This window comes from Neptunomonas japonica JAMM 1380 (genome assembly GCF_016592555.1).
Taxonomy (GTDB): Bacteria; Pseudomonadota; Gammaproteobacteria; order Pseudomonadales; family Balneatricaceae; genus Neptunomonas; species Neptunomonas japonica_A.
In genome coordinates this window covers 3,365,598-3,382,162 of record NZ_AP014546.1, presented here as the reverse complement: position 1 = coordinate 3,382,162, position 16,565 = coordinate 3,365,598, and the positions used below count along the sequence as shown (strand labels likewise).

General features: G+C 43.7%; 16 protein-coding genes. 8 read left to right on the top strand and 8 right to left on the bottom strand.

The annotated features are described in order from the left end of the window. Positions 1-110 precede the first annotated feature (110 nt). From NEJAP_RS15920 to rsgA, 7 genes are all read right to left on the bottom strand, one after another. Positions 111-1,793, bottom strand: coding sequence for a methyl-accepting chemotaxis protein (locus NEJAP_RS15920; protein WP_201348147.1), 1,683 nt, complete (start codon positions 1,791-1,793; stop codon positions 111-113). An 861-nt stretch (positions 1,794-2,654) separates the two neighbouring features. Further along, positions 2,655-3,341 carry a YgfZ/GcvT domain-containing protein gene (locus NEJAP_RS15915; protein ID WP_236590965.1) on the bottom strand — a complete coding sequence of 229 codons (687 nt, stop codon included), beginning with the start codon at positions 3,339-3,341 and terminating at the stop codon, positions 2,655-2,657. Further along, a complete protein-coding gene (locus NEJAP_RS19400; protein WP_236590964.1) occupies positions 3,281-3,685 on the bottom strand; it encodes a hypothetical protein in 405 nt (134 codons plus the stop codon). Before NEJAP_RS19400 ends, NEJAP_RS15915 begins: the two co-directional genes overlap by 61 nt. A 27-nt stretch (positions 3,686-3,712) precedes the next feature. Further along, positions 3,713-4,570 (bottom strand): archaetidylserine decarboxylase, encoded by an 858-nt coding sequence (gene asd, locus NEJAP_RS15910; protein ID WP_201348146.1) that lies wholly within the window; start codon positions 4,568-4,570, stop codon positions 3,713-3,715. A 32-nt stretch (positions 4,571-4,602) separates the two neighbouring features. Further along, positions 4,603-5,415, bottom strand: a complete 813-nt coding sequence (locus NEJAP_RS15905; protein ID WP_201348145.1) for a sulfurtransferase — start codon at positions 5,413-5,415, stop codon at positions 4,603-4,605. 74 nt (positions 5,416-5,489) lie between these two features. Next, positions 5,490-7,148 carry an HDOD domain-containing protein gene (locus NEJAP_RS15900; protein WP_201348144.1) on the bottom strand — a complete coding sequence of 553 codons (1,659 nt, stop codon included), beginning with the start codon at positions 7,146-7,148 and terminating at the stop codon, positions 5,490-5,492. A gap of 66 nt (positions 7,149-7,214) precedes the next feature. Continuing rightward, on the bottom strand, positions 7,215-8,240 hold the full coding sequence (rsgA, locus tag NEJAP_RS15895) for a small ribosomal subunit biogenesis GTPase RsgA (RefSeq protein ID WP_201348143.1): 1,026 nt from the start codon (positions 8,238-8,240) through the stop codon (positions 7,215-7,217). A 107-nt stretch (positions 8,241-8,347) separates the two neighbouring features. On the opposite strand from rsgA, the gene orn reads away from it, so the two are divergent. The 3 genes from orn to NEJAP_RS15880 are packed head-to-tail and all read left to right on the top strand — an operon-like array spanning position 8,348 to position 9,740. Further along, positions 8,348-8,890 carry an oligoribonuclease gene (gene orn, locus NEJAP_RS15890; RefSeq protein ID WP_201348142.1) on the top strand — a complete coding sequence of 181 codons (543 nt, stop codon included), beginning with the start codon at positions 8,348-8,350 and terminating at the stop codon, positions 8,888-8,890. Continuing rightward, positions 8,890-9,501 carry a cytochrome c oxidase subunit 3 family protein gene (locus NEJAP_RS15885; protein ID WP_201348141.1) on the top strand — a complete coding sequence of 204 codons (612 nt, stop codon included), beginning with the start codon at positions 8,890-8,892 and terminating at the stop codon, positions 9,499-9,501. The genes orn and NEJAP_RS15885 overlap by 1 nt, the downstream gene beginning before the upstream one ends. Further along, positions 9,501-9,740, top strand: a complete 240-nt coding sequence (locus NEJAP_RS15880; protein ID WP_201348140.1) for a cytochrome C oxidase subunit IV family protein — start codon at positions 9,501-9,503, stop codon at positions 9,738-9,740. The genes NEJAP_RS15885 and NEJAP_RS15880 overlap by 1 nt, the downstream gene beginning before the upstream one ends. Before the next feature lie 34 nt (positions 9,741-9,774). On the opposite strand, the gene NEJAP_RS15875 is transcribed toward NEJAP_RS15880, so the two are convergent. Next, the gene (locus NEJAP_RS15875) at positions 9,775-10,698 is read right to left on the bottom strand and encodes a DMT family transporter (protein ID WP_201348139.1); all 924 of its coding nucleotides are present in this window, start codon (positions 10,696-10,698) and stop codon (positions 9,775-9,777) included. Between the two features lie 74 nt (positions 10,699-10,772). Between NEJAP_RS15875 and NEJAP_RS15870 the strand changes: the two genes are divergently transcribed. The 5 genes from NEJAP_RS15870 (at position 10,773) to NEJAP_RS15850 (ending at position 16,564) form a co-directional block, all read left to right on the top strand. Beyond that, positions 10,773-11,675 (top strand): LysR family transcriptional regulator, encoded by a 903-nt coding sequence (locus tag NEJAP_RS15870; RefSeq protein WP_201348138.1) that lies wholly within the window; start codon positions 10,773-10,775, stop codon positions 11,673-11,675. 184 nt (positions 11,676-11,859) lie between these two features. After that, entirely contained in the window at positions 11,860-12,294 is a 435-nt protein-coding gene (locus NEJAP_RS15865; RefSeq protein WP_201348137.1) for a c-type cytochrome, read from the top strand. A 17-nt stretch (positions 12,295-12,311) separates the two neighbouring features. Then, positions 12,312-13,760 (top strand): cbb3-type cytochrome c oxidase subunit I, encoded by a 1,449-nt coding sequence (locus NEJAP_RS15860; RefSeq protein WP_329610913.1) that lies wholly within the window; start codon positions 12,312-12,314, stop codon positions 13,758-13,760. A 68-nt stretch (positions 13,761-13,828) separates the two neighbouring features. Then, the gene (locus NEJAP_RS15855) at positions 13,829-14,647 is read left to right on the top strand and encodes a CbbQ/NirQ/NorQ/GpvN family protein (protein ID WP_201348135.1); all 819 of its coding nucleotides are present in this window, start codon (positions 13,829-13,831) and stop codon (positions 14,645-14,647) included. Positions 14,648-14,722: 75 nt separating this feature from the next. Then, entirely contained in the window at positions 14,723-16,564 is a 1,842-nt protein-coding gene (locus tag NEJAP_RS15850; RefSeq protein ID WP_201348134.1) for a nitric oxide reductase activation protein NorD, read from the top strand. Position 16,565: the final 1 nt, after the last annotated feature.

Here is a 16,565-nt window from a genome sequence, read left to right as displayed (position 1 = left end):
GAAAGAGCTGCGAGTGCTCGCAGCTCTTTCTTTGTTAGCTTAAGCAACCTATTTTTATGACTTCTCCACTTTACTCCTGTGTTTGAATTAACATTGGCGTGGAGTTTGATTTACGTTTTAAACTCGTAAACAATTGACTGAAGTTCAGTCGCCATACGTGTGAGGGCTTGGCTAGAGGTTGCTGTTTCTTCAGCTCCAACTGCTGTTTGATTAGACATTTCATTAATTCTTGAGATGTTGGCATTGATCTCTTCTATAACGGAACCTTGCTCTTCTGCAGCGCTGGAGATCTGTGTTGCTTTACCGCTTATCTTATCTACAGATTCCGATATGCTTTCCAGAGCTTCTCCCGCTCCTACAGCGTAGTTAACAGCGATATTAGCTTCCTCTTTACTTAATTCCATTACTTTCACTGCCTGACTGGCTCCGGTTTGTAGCTTTTCAATCATTTGGTTAATTTCACTGGTTGAGGTCTGCGTACGTTGAGCAAGTGTGCGTACTTCGTCGGCAACCACGGCAAACCCGCGCCCTTGATCACCCGCTCTTGCAGCTTCTATGGCTGCATTGAGCGCTAACAAGTTTGTTTGCTCAGCGATGGTTTTAATGACGTCTAGTACTGAGCTGATGGTGTCGCTGTTCTGTTGAACTTCGTTTACTGTTTTGGAGGAGTTCTCAATTTGGTTTGCGAGTTTGTTGATTTGTTTAATTGCTTGATGAACGACCTGATTACCACTGCTTGTTTGTTCATTCGCTCCTGTGGCAAGTTGTGCTGTTTCCGCTATGTTAATGGCTACTTCGTGTGATGCTGATGCCATTTCATTCATGGCAATAGATGCTTGCTGAGTTTCTGCCGACTGCTCTTCGGTAATTAAGCTAGTTTGTGCTGTAATTACTGACATCTCTTCTGCCGCAGCAGATAGTTGCACCGTTGTGCCAGATATTTTCGAGAGCATTTCTATTAAGCGTTTTCTTAAATTTTCAGTTGCAACGAGTAATTCGCCAACTTCATCAGTGCTGTTGGTTTCAATAGCTTGGGTTAGGTCGCCCGATGCGGTAACGATGGCTTTTCTTAATGAGACAAGTATCGAATTCGCTATAAGCCAACTGATGAGCAATCCCAACACTATGCTAATAATTACAATAATGCTGAGAACAATTAAGGCGTGATGTTCATGCTCTTCAGCAGCGAGTGCGCTATTGCGGGTAAAGGTTGTAATCTCTTGTGAAAGTGATTCTAACTGGTGTTTTATTGCGAACGCTTCATGCTCTACTTTTAGTGCCGATGCTTCAGCAATATGGAAATCACCTCCGGTAAATGAGATAAACGTTGAATGAGCATGCTCTATAAATGCTTTATGTCCACTGTCGATTATTTTAAGTTGATTAAGAACGCTCTCAAATTTTGTTTTTGTATCGTTATCGTTAACTAGATTTATTGTTTCTCTAGTTAGGGTTTTAGCTGCTAGAATTTCCTCCTCAATATTAGGAGATTCGGCATCAAATTTTTTAATTCCTTGATTAAATTGTTCTAAATCGCTGTCTTTTGAGTTAAGCCTTGTACCCGTATGTATGATTCGCTCAAAATCAATGGCTTGTTCAGAATGGAGGGCTCCAATACGAGTGAGATGGTCTATTAAAACAATATCTTCAGTAGCAATCTCATGTAATTCTTTGCCGATAATATACATCGAGTAAATTGCATACCCTGCGCATAATGACAAAAGTAAAATTAGAATAATGGCATTACCCATTATCTTTGTCTTTAGTGATAAATTTCTGAAAAATTGATTCATTTGATTACCCTTTATCTGGCGTTATTGAAAAGTATTAATGGCACGCCAATTGATTCCATGTAATTGTCTGCGTTTTACCAATTAATTAGGGAAAACGTTTTACTACTTATTGAATGCTTCGGGTGTGACGGTCATAATTATCTGTTTTATATTTGCGCTCTAAGAAGGCGCGGTGTATGAATCTCTGTGGTACTGCATAGTTCGCAGTAAAAAGATTGAAGCATTGAGACGTGTATATAATGCAAGCACTGCCTTATTTTTACTACAAGATGTATTATTTGGTAGTCTTTAATTATTTGATTATTATCAAGTTTAGTATCAATAGTAGCTGGTTTTGCGTTTGGGAAGAGGGCTAAGTATTTTGAAATAATCCCCCACTTCTCAGGAGATCCAGCATCGGAATATGAGAAGTATTTTGTGTTGTTTTTGTCTGGAGTAGGTTGAGCGGTTTGGGCATTCACAGATGTTATAGGCATTAAAGGGGGCATGAGGGAAGGGTAGATAATACAACAACTAAACCTTTTCACAATATTCATTAGAGTGGCCTTATGAAATCGGTGCTCCGTATTCCTTACGCTTAATTATTAATTAGAAAAATCATGTTTCTAATATGGTGTATAAGAAAAACTATAGCCGTAAATATTGCATAATGCTTTTTTTATACAGGCTTATTCGTTATTTACTTATATTTAAATTAGCAATTAAAGAAATTTATAAGGTTTATTTTTTTGTCATTGATAAATATCAATTATTAATAATTAAACGTTGGTCTTTGGTATGTTTGATAAGTTTAAATTATTATTTGTTTTAAAAATCGTGAATGCGGGGAAGGGAAAAGCCGCTAGAAGCGGCTTGTGTTTTTTATCGCTTAGATTCGAATAGCTCGGGGTCTAGCTTATAAGGTAGGGGTTGTAGCTGCAATTCAGGACCTAGAGTGTCGGTAAGGTGAATAGCGAGCTCATCAGCTTGCGCCTTATTGATAACAGCTAATAAGGTTGCTTCGCCTTCATCAGACCAGCTGGCTAAAACAACCTGCCCAACATTGTTCTTATTAATACTATGAAGCTGATCACCTGCGTTGGGTAATTTGTCTGTTTTTACCTGTGCGAGGTACATGGGTTTGGTTAGCTTTCCGCGATGTTGTAGGCGCGTAACTATCTCCTGACCGGTGTAGCATCCTTTTGTAAAGCTAACTCCTTTCAGTGCCTGTAGGTTAGTCATTTGTGGGATGAAAGCTTCTAATGTAGCGCTACGCAAATCAGGAATGCCTGCCTGAATCTCTGCAAGAACCCATTTTTGAGTGGTGCCCAGGGGAGCAAGACGTGTGAGCTGTGTTAATGCTTCTTCTGCCTCTGCTGCGGGAAGCCAAAGTTCGTAACGGTCGCCAGGTACTTTGATGGCGATCATATTACCGGCGTGAATGGCTTTGTCGGTTTCAGAAGGCACTTTATCGAATAGCTTCTCAACTAAGCTACTAGCGCCTGGTCCTATAAGCCCAAATCCAATGATGCTCTCGCTTTGATCTTCGGCTTCAGCCTTAGAGAACATGATGTACTTTTTAAGGTTTTTAGTCCGCCTTCTAGCATATCTTGATGCGTGCGTAGCCAGAAACCACCTTCTGTAGAAATGACGCGGTACAACGCTAACATGCCGCCTTTAATATTACAGTGGGCGCCTAAGCGGCTTCCTAAATCACTAACATCTTTCATGTCGCAGCTTAGCTGGCCTTGGAGAAATTTTTCTGCTTCGGGGCCTAAAATACTGATGGCTTTGTTATGAACAAGTGGGACTATGCATGTTTGACTATCATGCTCTGCAACCGTGATTACTTCGTCGCCCTGCTCAGAAAGTGTGGCTTGATATGTGTGCAATAGTGTTTGCCATTGGCTCATTGTATCTATCCTGTGTAATCGGGTGCGCTATTGGTGAGTAGCCATCTTTTCGCCAAGTTTTACTGCAGACTCAGCTTTTAATGTATCTATCCATTCAATGGCATTAGGGCCAAATAATAAAACAACAGTAGAGCCTAGTTTGAAACGTCCCATCTCTTCACCTTTTTCGAGTGTGATAGGGGCTTTAGGCTCAGAGGAGTAGGGGGTTCGCACCGTTTGTCTTAATACGGGTGCTACTTGTCCATCCCATACTGTTTCGATACCAGCGACAATCATTGCGCCGACTAATATCATCGCCATTGGTCCGGCCTCTGTATCAAATATAGCTACTAGGCGTTCATTACGGGCGAACAACTGATCTACATTTTCCGCGGTTGTTTGGTTTACTGAGAATAGGTCGCCGGGTACATAAACGGTTTCACGTAGTGTGCCTTTACATGGCATATGTACTCGGTGGTAGTCTCTTGGTGATAGGTATATGGTGGCAAAATAACCGTTTTTAAAGGGGGTAGCGAGTTCTTCATAGCCGCCTAGTAATGTTGTTAGGCCATAACCTCGTCCTTTTGCTTGAAAAATTCTACCGTGTTCAATGGCGCCCATTTGGCTGATAGCACCATCTGCCGGAGATACAATGGCAGCAGCATCTTGATCGATCTCGCGGATTCCTGGTTTTAATTCACGGGTAAAGAAGGCATTGAAAGAGGGGTATGCTGTTGGCTCTTCTACTAAGGCTTCTGTCATATTGATACGATACTTTTTCGCAAACCAGCTGATAAAGCGATTTTTAACCCAAGGGTTTGTGCAGTCAGCAAGGCGGCCAGCCAAGCGAGAAAGTAAGTGTTGTGGAACCACGTGTTGAAAAAGAATAAAAAGTTGCTGCTTCACCAAAAACTCCAAAAAGTAACGAAAGTATGTATTTATGTTTCGACGGGCGTGTCTTGTGCATTTCCCCATTCAAACCAAGAGCCGTCATAGCATTTCACCTTACTAAGCCCGGCATGGAGCGCAGCAATGTAGGTGAGGCCTGAGCGGCGGTGAGTTTGGCAATGAGTGATAACTGTTTTTTCAGGGTTAATACCTGCGGTTGTGATCATTTTCATTAGTACTTCGGGAGAAGCTAATAATGGAGGCTGTTGCTGCGCTAATGTGTCGGTCCACTCTAACCAGTGCGCACCAGGGATATGCCCCCCTTTAACGGCGTTAACAACTCTCTCTCCGGTATATTCCGCATGTGACCTTGCATCCCAAATGGAGATGTCGCTCGTCTTTATATGCGCTAATAAATAGTCTTTATCAGCAATAAGCTCGCCAGAAGCTGATACTGCCAGTGTAGAGGGGGTAGGCGTATTGTGGGTTTGTTCTGTTAGATAGCCCGCATCAGTCCATGCAGGTAAGTGCCCATTGAGAAACGAGGCATTTTTTAGTCCCACACAGTGCATTGTCCAGATAAAGCGCCCAGCTAACGCTCCATTTTGATCATCATATACAGCGACATGGCTATCGGGTGTGATACCAATATCAGAAAAAAGTTGGGATAGCTGTTGGTTATTAGGCAGTTTGTTGGCAACAGGTGCTGTACCGCATAACAAGCGGTTAGCATCAGCCCAAATAGCACCGCAGATGTGTTGTTGCGTGTAGTTATCTGGCGAAGAAAGATCAAGAATAATCAGATCTTCTTCGCTAATAACGGAAAAAAGCTGGGTTGGATTAATAACCAGAGGGAGAAGCATGTTTGTCTCTCACATGAATGCCGGAAATCGATCATAACGATTTGTGAGTGATGGCTCAATCTGAAAAGCTTCTTTTACATGCGTTTTAATGCCAGTGTTGCCGCAGAGCATAGGTAACGAAAGCGTTGATGATGAAAGGCAGTAAAGGGTAAACCGGTTTCACCTGCATCAGCATATATAATGGCGACGGGCACCTTGTCACGGAAAATTGACATCATTAGACAATCATTTTCAGGAAGTTGGCTGCTATAGGCATCTGGCATTAACTTTGTATATTGTTGTTTGTTTTCGTTTGTGATCCAGGTACATGCAGGTTTGTCACATAGCTTTTTAAAGATACTCGGGATTTGCAAATCTATTTGGTAGCTAGCAAAAGGATGATCTTTCTCTATACCAACAACTTGTGCGGCTTTCATTTTATGACTTTTAGTATTCACTAAGTTGAGTGCGATACGTTGTAAACCTAAGCCTTGCACCAAACCTTGCATCAGCCCTTGAATAATATGTGCAGGCTTTGTATACAAGTGGTAGTCCTTCACAAAGCGTTCAACAATTTGCTTGTAGATAACTTCATCCAGCAATGTCTCAGGTATGTGTGTGAGTACTTGTTCTTTAGGTTTTGCTAGGGTTGGTGTTTTTTTCTTTTTAGGTTTTGGCTTTGGCTTTTCAGGTATTGGGTACTTAGGTGTAAGAAGTTCAAGTTCACGTTTACCCAGTTTGTAGTTGTTTGGGTATGACGATGAAATCATCAACATTTCAGCGGCAGGGGCAAGTGTTCCTGGTGCGTGGTACTCTCTTGATGCTTCTGCACACAAGGTATGTAGCAGTGCCAACGTTTTATCAGTATCTAAGCCAAGGTAATCGCTTATGATATCTGTTGTTTTGATATTACGAGTCGTGCGCCAGCCCCGACTAACGATTAAGGAAAGCCAGTTAGCGAGCTTTATTGGAAAGTGACGTTCTTGCGTCAAGTGGTTAAGCTCACGCAGCTCTTCTTCGCTAAGGCGTGGGTCACTTAAGGCTCTTTGATGTAGCTTGTTCAGTAGGCCTTTAGAGGGTGAGGTATCTGGGTCTTGTGCTTGTAATGTAAGCTCAGAAAACCCCCAGTGTTCAGATAAACCCATGGATATCTGCTGCATGGTGCAACCCAAAATATCGTGCTCGGCTAAGGTTGGATCAATATTCTCTTCCCATATTTTCACACGTACTTTGTGCATGTGTAGCGGGGCATTTAGCCATAAAGCCCACAAGCCGATGCTATAAAATAGAGAGGCTAGATAGACCTCTTCGGTAAACGGAAGTTGCTTCATTTGTTGCCAAGTACGTGCTTGCACTGCTGCATGGTGGCTGTTAGCGACGGTACGTAAATATTGCTTTTGCTGCACACTTGACGGGTTCAGTTTAACCGGCTGGAGAGTTTTGGCTAGTTGAGTTAAAGGATCCATACCAAGAGAGGAAACAGCATGTTCGATACTGGTTACATGAGAGCCTTTTGCCGCATGTTTTTTTTCAGCAGCCCTTACCACATGTAGGCATAATACAGGGTCAGATCGCACCAGTGCTGTTAGATGGCTGATCATGGTCGAATCTTTGCTAAGCAGTATTTTTAAGCGTTTGAGGCTGCTGGCACGCACAGGGAAGGGTTTGTCTTTGAGGTAGTCTACCCAAGCATCAACGCCATAGAGGATATTGCTCCCTTCTTCAGTTTCCTGAATCTGTGCCTGCTCTTCCATTACAACTCTCTTTGTTGGTACTTAAATATAGTGCTACTTAAAATGATGCTTCAAGATCGGCAGCATTTACCCCTGCTCCAACAGCGACCCTAAAATACGTTGGTAACTTTCCATACGGCTAGCACTGACGTCACCGTTCTCAATAGCTCCCAGTATAGCGCATCCCGGCTCTTGGTCATGTTTACAGTCTCTGAATTTGCAGTGCCCTATGAAAGGACGAAACTCGACAAAGCCATCGAGCAGTTTTTCGGGCTTAATGTGCCACAGTGCAAACTCTCTTATTCCAGGAGAATCAATAAGGTCCCCCCCTTTAGGGAAGTGGAATAAGCGTGCTGTGGTTGTCGTATGCTTTCCTTTACGGGATAGTTCTGACAATTCACCTACCTTTATGTCGACACCTGGTAGTAATACATTAATTAAAGATGATTTTCCTACCCCTGATTGGCCAACAAATACGCTGGTTTTCCCATCTAGTTCGGCGAGTAAGGGATCGAGTCCTTGCTCAAGCGTTGTAGACGCCATGAGTACCCTGTAACCAATTTTACGGTACCTAGCTAAGAGATCATCCATTTCCTGTTTATTTTCATCAGTAATTAAATCAGCTTTGTTTAATAACAAAACGGGTTCTATCTCACTGAGCTCAGCAGCAACTAAATAGCGGTCGATCAGGTTAGCGAAGGGTGTTGGTTCCACCGCAAAAGTGATAATAAGTCGATCGATATTAGCCGCTACAGGTTTAAGTTCTCCGTGGTTGGTCGGGCGAATTAGTTCACTGCTACGGGGGAGGGCGGCAACAACAACGCCGTGTTCAAGCCCTGCTCTCCAGACAACTCTATCACCTGTGACGAGTTGGCCTAAGTGGGTCCGTAGGTGACAGCGATAGATCTGGCCGGCTTTATCGCCATCACGAGCTTCTACATCAACCTGTTTACCGAAGTGGGAAATAATCAGCCCTTCTTCTTCTGGGCCCAGATCCCCCCCTTCTAGTTGTTTTTCTACCTTGCTGTCTTTCCGTGCTGCACGGTCGGCACGTTCTTGTTGTACTTTTTCTATACGCCATGCCTGACGGCGATTAACTTTACGTTTTGCCATTAAAAATAACTACCTAGTCATCTCACCGAAATATAGTGCTTCGTGGTAAGGTATTCTGAATTGTGAACCATTATAGAGTGCTATCAATTTAATTAAGAGGAATATATATGTCGCGTAAAGATAATCTCATCTGGATCGATCTGGAAATGACCGGTTTGGATCCTGATACTGATTATATTATCGAGATAGCAACGATTGTGACGGATGCTAATCTAAATGTTCTGGCTGAGGGGCCTTCGTTGGTTATTCATCAGCCGGAAGCGGTAATGGATAATATGAATGAGTGGTGCGTTAAGCAGCATGGTAAATCTGGTTTGACTCAGCGAGTACACCAAAGCAATGTTAGTGAGCGTGAAGCTGAGCAACAAACCATCGCTTTTATTGCTGAGTATGTGGATAAAGGTGCATCTCCGATTTGCGGTAACAGTATTGGTCAAGACAGACGTTTTTTAAACCGTTATATGCCTGAACTGGAAAATTACTTCCATTATCGCAACTTAGATGTCAGTACCATAAAAGAGTTAGCGCGTCGTTGGAAACCCGAATTATTAAGCCATTTCACTAAACAAGGGTCGCACTTGGCCATGGATGATATCCGTGATTCAATTGCCGAACTACAACACTATAGAGCTAACTTTTTTAAAGAATAATGTCCTTACTTCCTTCAGACTCTGTTGTGCCAGTGAACGCGCCATTAGATAACGTTCGTGGCCCGTATATGCCCGGCGACCTAGCGATGTGGATTTTTATCATTGCTGAGCTTTCTGTATTTGCACTGTTGTTTCTATTGTTTAGCTATATGCGAAGCAGTAATGCAGATCTTTTTCTAGCAGGGCAGCAAACACTACACCCTCAAGCTGGTTTGCTGAATACGCTAGCGCTACTCACGTCGAGTGCGTGTGTTGCTCAGGCTGTGCATGTCATTCGCCAACGCCAAGCTAGTGCGCTGTGGTGGTTATTGCTAAGTATTCCTGTAGGCTCCATTTATATTGTCGTTAAATTATGGGAATACCAGCAGTTAGCACAGCAAGGTTACGACCTTGATACCAACCATTTCTATACAGGGTACTTTTTGTTAACAGGTTTTCACTTGTTGCATGTTGTTTTGGGTATCGTGATTTTGGCATTTATGTCGGTACGTTTATGGCGTGGCGCATATTCACCAGAGAACATGAGCGGTTTGGAAAGTGGTGCGTGTTACTGGCATATGGTTGATCTAGTTTGGGTTATCCTTTTTCCACTGATTTATGTGATTCACTGATGAAACATCCTTTCACGATCTGGTTGATATTAATTCTCCTGACCTTAACTATGTTTATGTTAGGTGAAGTACAGCCAAGTTCAGAAGTTATCATGTTGGTATTAATGATATCCGCCATAAAGGGCTTGCTGATTGTTGCAGGATTTATGGAGTTAGCTGGTGTGAAGCACCTGATTCAGCGAGGCTTGATGCTTTATTCACCAGTACTTGTTCTTTTGATAGCACTTTTATTGTTATAAAAGTATTGAGTGTTCTTGGTAGCCATGTATCCATTTATGGCGACCGATTGGTGAGCGTAACGCCGCCAATCACCAATGCCCCCCCTAGTAACATAGATATTAATATTGGCTCGCCTAATAGCAACATGGCCAGTAACACACCAAAAACGGGCACTAGATTGGTAAAGACTACTGTTCTTGAAGCACCAATGGCTTTGACGCCTTGGTAATACCAGACAAAACAGATGACAGTGCCAAATGCTCCCAAATAAATGATCGCCCCAATAGATAGCCAAGAGAGTTGAGCGAAATTTATTTGAGGAGGGTTAAATAGCATCGCAGCAGTTAGCAGAAGTAATCCCCAGAGAGCCGCATACGTAGTCGCTACAAGAGCGCTAAGGCCTTTAAGGGCGTAACGACCAATGATGGTATATGTTGCCCAACTCATGACAGCACACAACATATAAATCTCTCCTTGGCCAAAGGCGCTCGACAAGTCATGCGCTGCGCCAGAAAGGTCTCCTTGAGTGACAATAATAGCGGCTCCTATGAAAGCGAGTGTGATTCCCAGCCAGCGAGTTATTCCTAGACGTTCACCAAATAGGAGGCCGAGAATTAATGCGGTGGTAATTGGATTAAGTGAAACAAGTAAGGCTGTTCGCCCTGCAGGAAGTGTTGAGAGTGCTGCAAAAAAGCATAAGTTGTAGAGAAATACACCGGTAGCACCTAAGCAGAAAGTCACTAATAGTTGTTGAGCCGTTAGCTTAGGTAGCCCGCCTTCTGTTTTGTAAGCCCAAGCGATAAGTAATATAACAGCTACAAAAAATCTTGCTGTAGCAGCAGTAATAGGTGGTAGTGTTTGCATCAAAGAGTGCCCAGCAACAAATGTACCTCCCCATACAAAAGCGACGGCTGTTAGCTTCAGATAAATACCTATTAATGGCGGCGTTGTTAGCTCGGCTGATAGAGCTGTTGACATGGAAAAGTATCCTGAGATGAAATAAGCTGCATAATCTACTTCATGTGATTTCATAGTAAAATGAGCGATTACTCATGACTAATAACCAGTTAGAAGCGTTTGTGATGGTTGCTGATTATCGTGGGTTTACAGCGGCCGCATTGCATCTTGGTATAAGTCAGTCTGCAGTGTCTCATGCAATTCGTTCGCTTGAAAAAGAACTAGGTGTACAGCTATTCATACGTTTAAAAGCGGATGCTGAGTTGACTGAAGTAGGCGCTCGATTATTGCTGCGTGCGCGAGAAATGATGGGTTTATACGAAACTATCCGTCAAGAGGCAGCAGATGCGCAGGGTTTAAAAACAGGAACATTGCGTATTGGTTCTTTTGGGCCGAGCTCCTCTTTAAGGTTGTTGCCCGCGTTACTCCATGAATATCGTCGTCAATACCCAATGATAGAAGTGCATATTGATGAAGGGCCTGACCAGGACGTAAAACAATGGATTCTTGATAGACGTATTGATATCGGTTTCGTTGTTTTGCCTGAAGAGCGCTTTGAAACATATGAGCTTGTAAAAGATCAGATGGTGGCGTTACTGCCTCCAAAGCATTTGTTAGCAAGACAGGTGAGCATTCGCTTAGGTGAATTATGTAGTGATCCGTTTATTATGACAGAGGCGGGCTCAGCAGAAATTGTCACATCCTTGTTTCATGCCAAAAATCTACTTCCCAATGTACATTTTCGCAGTGCCCAAGTGATGAGTACTCTCGCGTTGGTGGGCAGAGGTGAGGGCGTCACTATATTAGCCGAACTTGCTTTGCCCGAGGGTGAGCAGTTAAAGGCGGAGCAAGCATATTTAGTAAAACCATTATCTCCACCTGCTTTTAGGCATGTAGGGTTAGCTATTCATAGTAAAAAGAGAGCTTCCCCAGCGGCGTTGGCATTTATTCAAGTTGCGAAGAAAATGGATCTAAGCAAGCTTCAATCACAGAGATAACGTCCACGATAAATGACTATTTAAATGAGAAAATGGAGCTCTTTAATCAATAAGATGTATTTTTAATATATTTTTTGGTTTTACTTGATATTGATCAATTGTTTCCTGCTCACAACTTTCCATAATAGCCACACCTGAATCTTAACTGTGCAATCTGGCCCTCTCTTGGGTGACGGAGCTTTCTATGAATGAAACATTCACAAAAGCCATGGCAAGAAATATTTTTTATGGAGGGAGTCTGTTCTTCATATTGGTATTCCTTGGCTTGACTTATCACACTGAAAAGGTGCTTCCCGAGCGGGATCATCGCGAAAATATTACCGAGCAAGTTACTCTAGGCAAAAAAGTCTGGGAAGAAAACAACTGTATCGGTTGCCATACCTTATTAGGTGAAGGTGCTTACTTTGCGCCGGAGCTGGGTAATGTCTATAAGCGCTTTGGCGGCAGCAAAGAGGCGATTATGGCATTTATCAAATATCGTCCAGTAGATGGTATTGAAGGGCGTCGGAGTATGCCTCAGTTCAACCTTTCAGATGAAGAGCTGGAAGCGCTGGCTGAATTCCTTAAATGGACTTCAGAAATTAACACCAGTAACTGGCCGCCTAATATTCAGGGTTGAGGCGAAGGAGCATCAATATGAAGTATGAATCTCAAAAGGTTGCGCGACTGTATTTTATCGCTGCACTGGGCCTCTTTACGGGGCAAATCTTGTTTGGTTTGATCATGGGGCTGCAGTACGTTATCGGAGACTTTATGTTTCCGGCAATCCCATTCAACGTTGCACGTATGGTGCACACTAATCTCTTAATCGTGTGGCTGTTGTTTGGCTTTATGGGTGCAGCTTACTACTTGATTCCAGAGGAATCAGAAACTGAGCTGTGGAGCCCAAAACTGGCCATCGTGCTTTTTTGGGTCTTTTTGGTTGCAGGCGCATTAACGATTCTTGGTTATTTACTAGTGCCGTATGCCCGCCTAGCTGAAATGACAGGTAACGACCTGTTGCCTACGATGGGACGTGAGTTTCTAGAGCAGCCACTGCTGACTAAAATTGGTATCGTGATTGTTGCGTTGGGTTTTGTGTTCAATGTAGGAATGACAGTACTGCGTGGCCGTAAAACAGTGATCAGCAGCATTTTGATGATTGGTTTAATCGGTTTGGCTGTGATGTTCCTTTTTTCTTTCTACAATCCTGAAAACTTGGTACGTGACAAGTTCTACTGGTGGTGGGTTGTCCATCTGTGGGTAGAGGGTGTGTGGGAACTGATTCTCGGTTCATTGTTGGCATTCGTGTTGATTAAAGTAACCGGTGTTGACCGCGAAGTGATTGAAAAATGGTTGTACATGATCGTTGCTATGGCACTGATTACCGGAATTTTGGGTACAGGGCATCATTACTTCTGGATTGGTGCGCCTGAATACTGGCAGTGGTTGGGGTCTGTGTTCTCTGCGATGGAACCAATTCCATTCTTTATGATGACATTGTTTGCTTTCAATATGGTGAATAAACGTCGCCGTGAGCATCCAAATAGAGCTGCTATCCTCTGGGCTATGGGTACGGGTGTAATGGCTTTCTTGGGAGCAGGTGTATGGGGCTTCCTACACACATTAGCACCGGTTAACTACTACACGCACGGTACACAGTTGACTGCTGCTCATGGTCATATGGCTTTCTATGGTGCTTATGCAATGGTGGTAATGTGCATTATCTCTTATGCCATGCCGTTAATGCGTGGTCGTATTGCTAACAGTAACCGTTCTCAGGTTGCTGAAATGTGGGGCTTCTGGTTGATGACGGTATCCATGGTATTTATTACCTTGTTCTTGACCGCTGCCGGTGTTGTTCAAGTATGGCTACAGCGCTATACCGATACGCCGATGCCATTTATGGTTGTGCAGGACAAGATTGCTATCTTCTTTTGGTTGCGTGAATTGGCTGGGGTGTTCTTCCTAGGTGGTTTAGGTGTGTATCTGTGGAGTTTCTTCATTGGAACTGATGCAGAAGCTGCACGTGACAACGCAAAAGTATTAGCAAAAGTAAACTCAAAAGCGACTGAAGAAAGTACTCAAGAAACCGCTCGAGCGTAAGCTCATATGGCGCTTTGGCTGATAAAGCCAAAGCGCTTCTTTTTTTAAAAATTCTTACGGAGATTCTTATGTCTACTGCTAATACAGTTGAGCTGAATCTTGGTGTCGACAATGAAGCCGCGCCTTTTTACCTGCCACAACATAACGAAGTAGAGCTGTTTACTCATGCCTATGAGAACCAGTTACCAGTCTTGATTAAAGGCCCAACAGGCTGTGGTAAAACTCGTTTCATTAGTCATATGGCCGAGCGTTTGGGGCTGCCCTTACATACGGTTTCCTGTCATGACGACTTAACTGCCTCTGATCTAGTGGGTCGTTACCTTATCGGTGATGGTATGACCCAGTGGCATGATGGTCCTTTAACGAGGGCTGTTCGTGAGGGTGGTATCTGCTATTTGGATGAAGTGGTTGAAGCACGTAAAGATACGACTGTGGTTATTCACCCACTCACGGATGATCGACGAATTTTACCAATAGACCGTACTAATGAGCTGCTGCATGCACCTAAAAATTTCATGTTAGTGGTTTCTTATAACCCGGGTTATCAAAACCTGATGAAAGGCCTTAAACCCAGCACGCGACAGCGTTTTATTTCAATGAGTTTTAATTATTTAAAACCTGAAGAAGAGAGACGCGTTCTTGAAGCCGAAACGGGTTTGGATTCAGCCAATGCACAGCGGCTTATTAACTTAGCTACCGGCTTGCGTGGCTTAAAAGATATGGATTTAGAGGAGGGCGCTAGTACACGTCTTTTGGTGTATGCCGCTACCTTAATAAAAGCAGGATTTGATCCTGTAGAGGCATGTAGAGCAGGCTTGGTTGAATCGCTCACTGATGATGAAGATACCATTACTGCGTTGATGGAAGTGGTAAAAGCTAACTTTTAAATGATTGCTGATAAGCACTTTTTTTGGCAGCGGCTTCTTTTATTGCGCTGTGAGTATTATTAATGAGGTCATCCGATGGAAGAGCAGGTTGGTAAGTATTGGGATCGGTTGATTAGGCGAATGGCTGATCCTGCCTGGGAGCATGAAGCGGTTACCCTCGATAGTGTTCGCAAGCCGCTCTCCATTTTCTTTCGTACTTTAGGCGGCGATGGCGGGTTGAGTATTCGTGCTTCTGTGCAAACAGAGTCCTCACAGCGGCGTCACTGGTTACAACGAGTAGCCGGTAGCGGTAAACGTATCTCACTGGCGTGGCGTAGCGCTGAGACGTTACACCTTCCCGATCGTATTAATTTATTTCCTAAGGCTGACCTCAATAGAGAACTTTATTACTGGTTAGCCGCAATGGCGACAGCCCCCGCTTTTGATGACCTCGGTTGGATTTCCCGTAGCCAGCAACAAGTGTTGTTTATCCTGCAACGTTACCCAGGTTTGGTTGATCGTTATCATCGTTTAGTGACAGCGGCTATTAGCTTACGGCCAAATGTGGACAAGTTGAATGCAGAAGAAAGTGCTCAAGAACGAGACATTCAAAAAGCTTTGTACTCTCCTGGTACCGTGGCGCATTTGAGTGAATGTCCACGTGACCCGTTGCCAGTGCTCTTGTGGTTGCATCCATCACCTCCTCAAAGCGCTATTGCTAGTGAAGTTTGCCAGTCGGCTAGTCAGCAAGAGCCTTCCTCGCAAGGAGAGACTAAGCAGTCTGAGCAGCAGCGTAAGCGAAAAGCGAAGCGGAAAAAGGCGGATAATAACAAAGGTGGCTTACTGACGTTACGTCATGAAACTAGTTTGTTTAGTGTCGCTGAAATGGCCAATCTTGATCGTTCCGAAGATGAAGACGATGATCTGCAAGACGCTGAAAATAATGCCAATGAGATGGATGAACTTACCATCACTCGTGATAATAATACGACGGCTAAAAGCGTTCGCTTTGATTTAGACCTACCCTCAGCTGAAGAGGAGGAGGTCATTCTAGGTGAGGGGCACTTATTACCAGAGTGGGATTTTAGAAAACAAATATTAGTGAAGGATCACTGTAGTCTTTTGACCATTAAAGCCGCAGTAACAGATGCAGGAGAACTGCCCGAAAGACTCAGGCCAGCAGCACGGCGTTTGCGTCGTCAATTTATGGCATTACGCCCCCAGTCTACTTGGGTTAAGCATCAGGAAGAGGGTAGTGAACTGGATCTTGAGGCGTATCTTAAATTTCGGGGGCAGCGTGCTGCTGGCCAACAGGTTGAAGAGCCACGTTTGTATTCTGCTCTAGAGAAAAAAGATAGAGACCTGGCGTGCTTGTTATTGGCTGATTTGTCGCTTTCTACCGATGCTTGGGTGGGTGATCAGGCAAGAGTCATCGATATTATCCGGGATAGCTTGTACCTGTTTAGTGAAGCGTTACAGCAAACGGGTGATCAGTTCTCAATATGTGGCTTCTCTTCGCGTTATCGTAATCATGTACGTTTTCATATGCTGAAAGGTTTTAATCAAGCGTATGGTCGTCAGGCGCGTCAGCAAATTGAAGCGATTAAACCGGGTTATTACACGCGTATGGGGGCTGCCATACGTCGTTCTACTGAATTATTGAACTTGCAGCCACAAAAGCAAAAGCTGCTGCTGATTTTGACCGATGGTAAGCCGAACGATTTAGACTATTATGAGGGCCGCTACGGTATTGAAGATACGCGAATGGCGATTATTGAAGCGCGTAAAGCTGGCCTGATTCCTTTCTGTATCACTATCGATGAAGAAGCAGAAGACTATTTACCTTATCTGTTTGGTCGTGGTCATTACACCTTGATTAGGCGAGCAGCAGAATTGCCCGCTAAGCTACCGCAGCTCTATGCGCGCCTTACTTCTTAAC

Bases quoted from the DNA above. Each gene is read 5' to 3' on its own strand.
- NEJAP_RS15920 (WP_201348147.1), bottom strand. From the start codon at position 1,793: ATGAATCAATTTTTCAGAAATTTATCACTAAAGACAAAGATAATGGGT.
- NEJAP_RS15915 (WP_236590965.1), bottom strand. From the start codon at position 3,341: ATGTTCTCTAAGGCTGAAGCCGAAGATCAAAGCGAGAGCATCATTGGA.
- NEJAP_RS19400 (WP_236590964.1), bottom strand. From the start codon at position 3,685: ATGAGCCAATGGCAAACACTATTGCACACATATCAAGCCACACTTTCT.
- NEJAP_RS15905 (WP_201348145.1), bottom strand. From the start codon at position 5,415: ATGCTTCTCCCTCTGGTTATTAATCCAACCCAGCTTTTTTCCGTTATT.
- NEJAP_RS15900 (WP_201348144.1), bottom strand. From the start codon at position 7,148: ATGGAAGAGCAGGCACAGATTCAGGAAACTGAAGAAGGGAGCAATATC.
- rsgA (WP_201348143.1), bottom strand. From the start codon at position 8,240: ATGGCAAAACGTAAAGTTAATCGCCGTCAGGCATGGCGTATAGAAAAA.
- orn (WP_201348142.1), top strand. From the start codon at position 8,348: ATGTCGCGTAAAGATAATCTCATCTGGATCGATCTGGAAATGACCGGT.
- NEJAP_RS15885 (WP_201348141.1), top strand. From the start codon at position 8,890: ATGTCCTTACTTCCTTCAGACTCTGTTGTGCCAGTGAACGCGCCATTA.
- NEJAP_RS15880 (WP_201348140.1), top strand. From the start codon at position 9,501: ATGAAACATCCTTTCACGATCTGGTTGATATTAATTCTCCTGACCTTA.
- NEJAP_RS15875 (WP_201348139.1), bottom strand. From the start codon at position 10,698: ATGTCAACAGCTCTATCAGCCGAGCTAACAACGCCGCCATTAATAGGT.
- NEJAP_RS15870 (WP_201348138.1), top strand. From the start codon at position 10,773: ATGACTAATAACCAGTTAGAAGCGTTTGTGATGGTTGCTGATTATCGT.
- NEJAP_RS15865 (WP_201348137.1), top strand. From the start codon at position 11,860: ATGAATGAAACATTCACAAAAGCCATGGCAAGAAATATTTTTTATGGA.
- NEJAP_RS15860 (WP_329610913.1), top strand. From the start codon at position 12,312: ATGAAGTATGAATCTCAAAAGGTTGCGCGACTGTATTTTATCGCTGCA.
- NEJAP_RS15855 (WP_201348135.1), top strand. From the start codon at position 13,829: ATGTCTACTGCTAATACAGTTGAGCTGAATCTTGGTGTCGACAATGAA.
- NEJAP_RS15850 (WP_201348134.1), top strand. From the start codon at position 14,723: ATGGAAGAGCAGGTTGGTAAGTATTGGGATCGGTTGATTAGGCGAATG.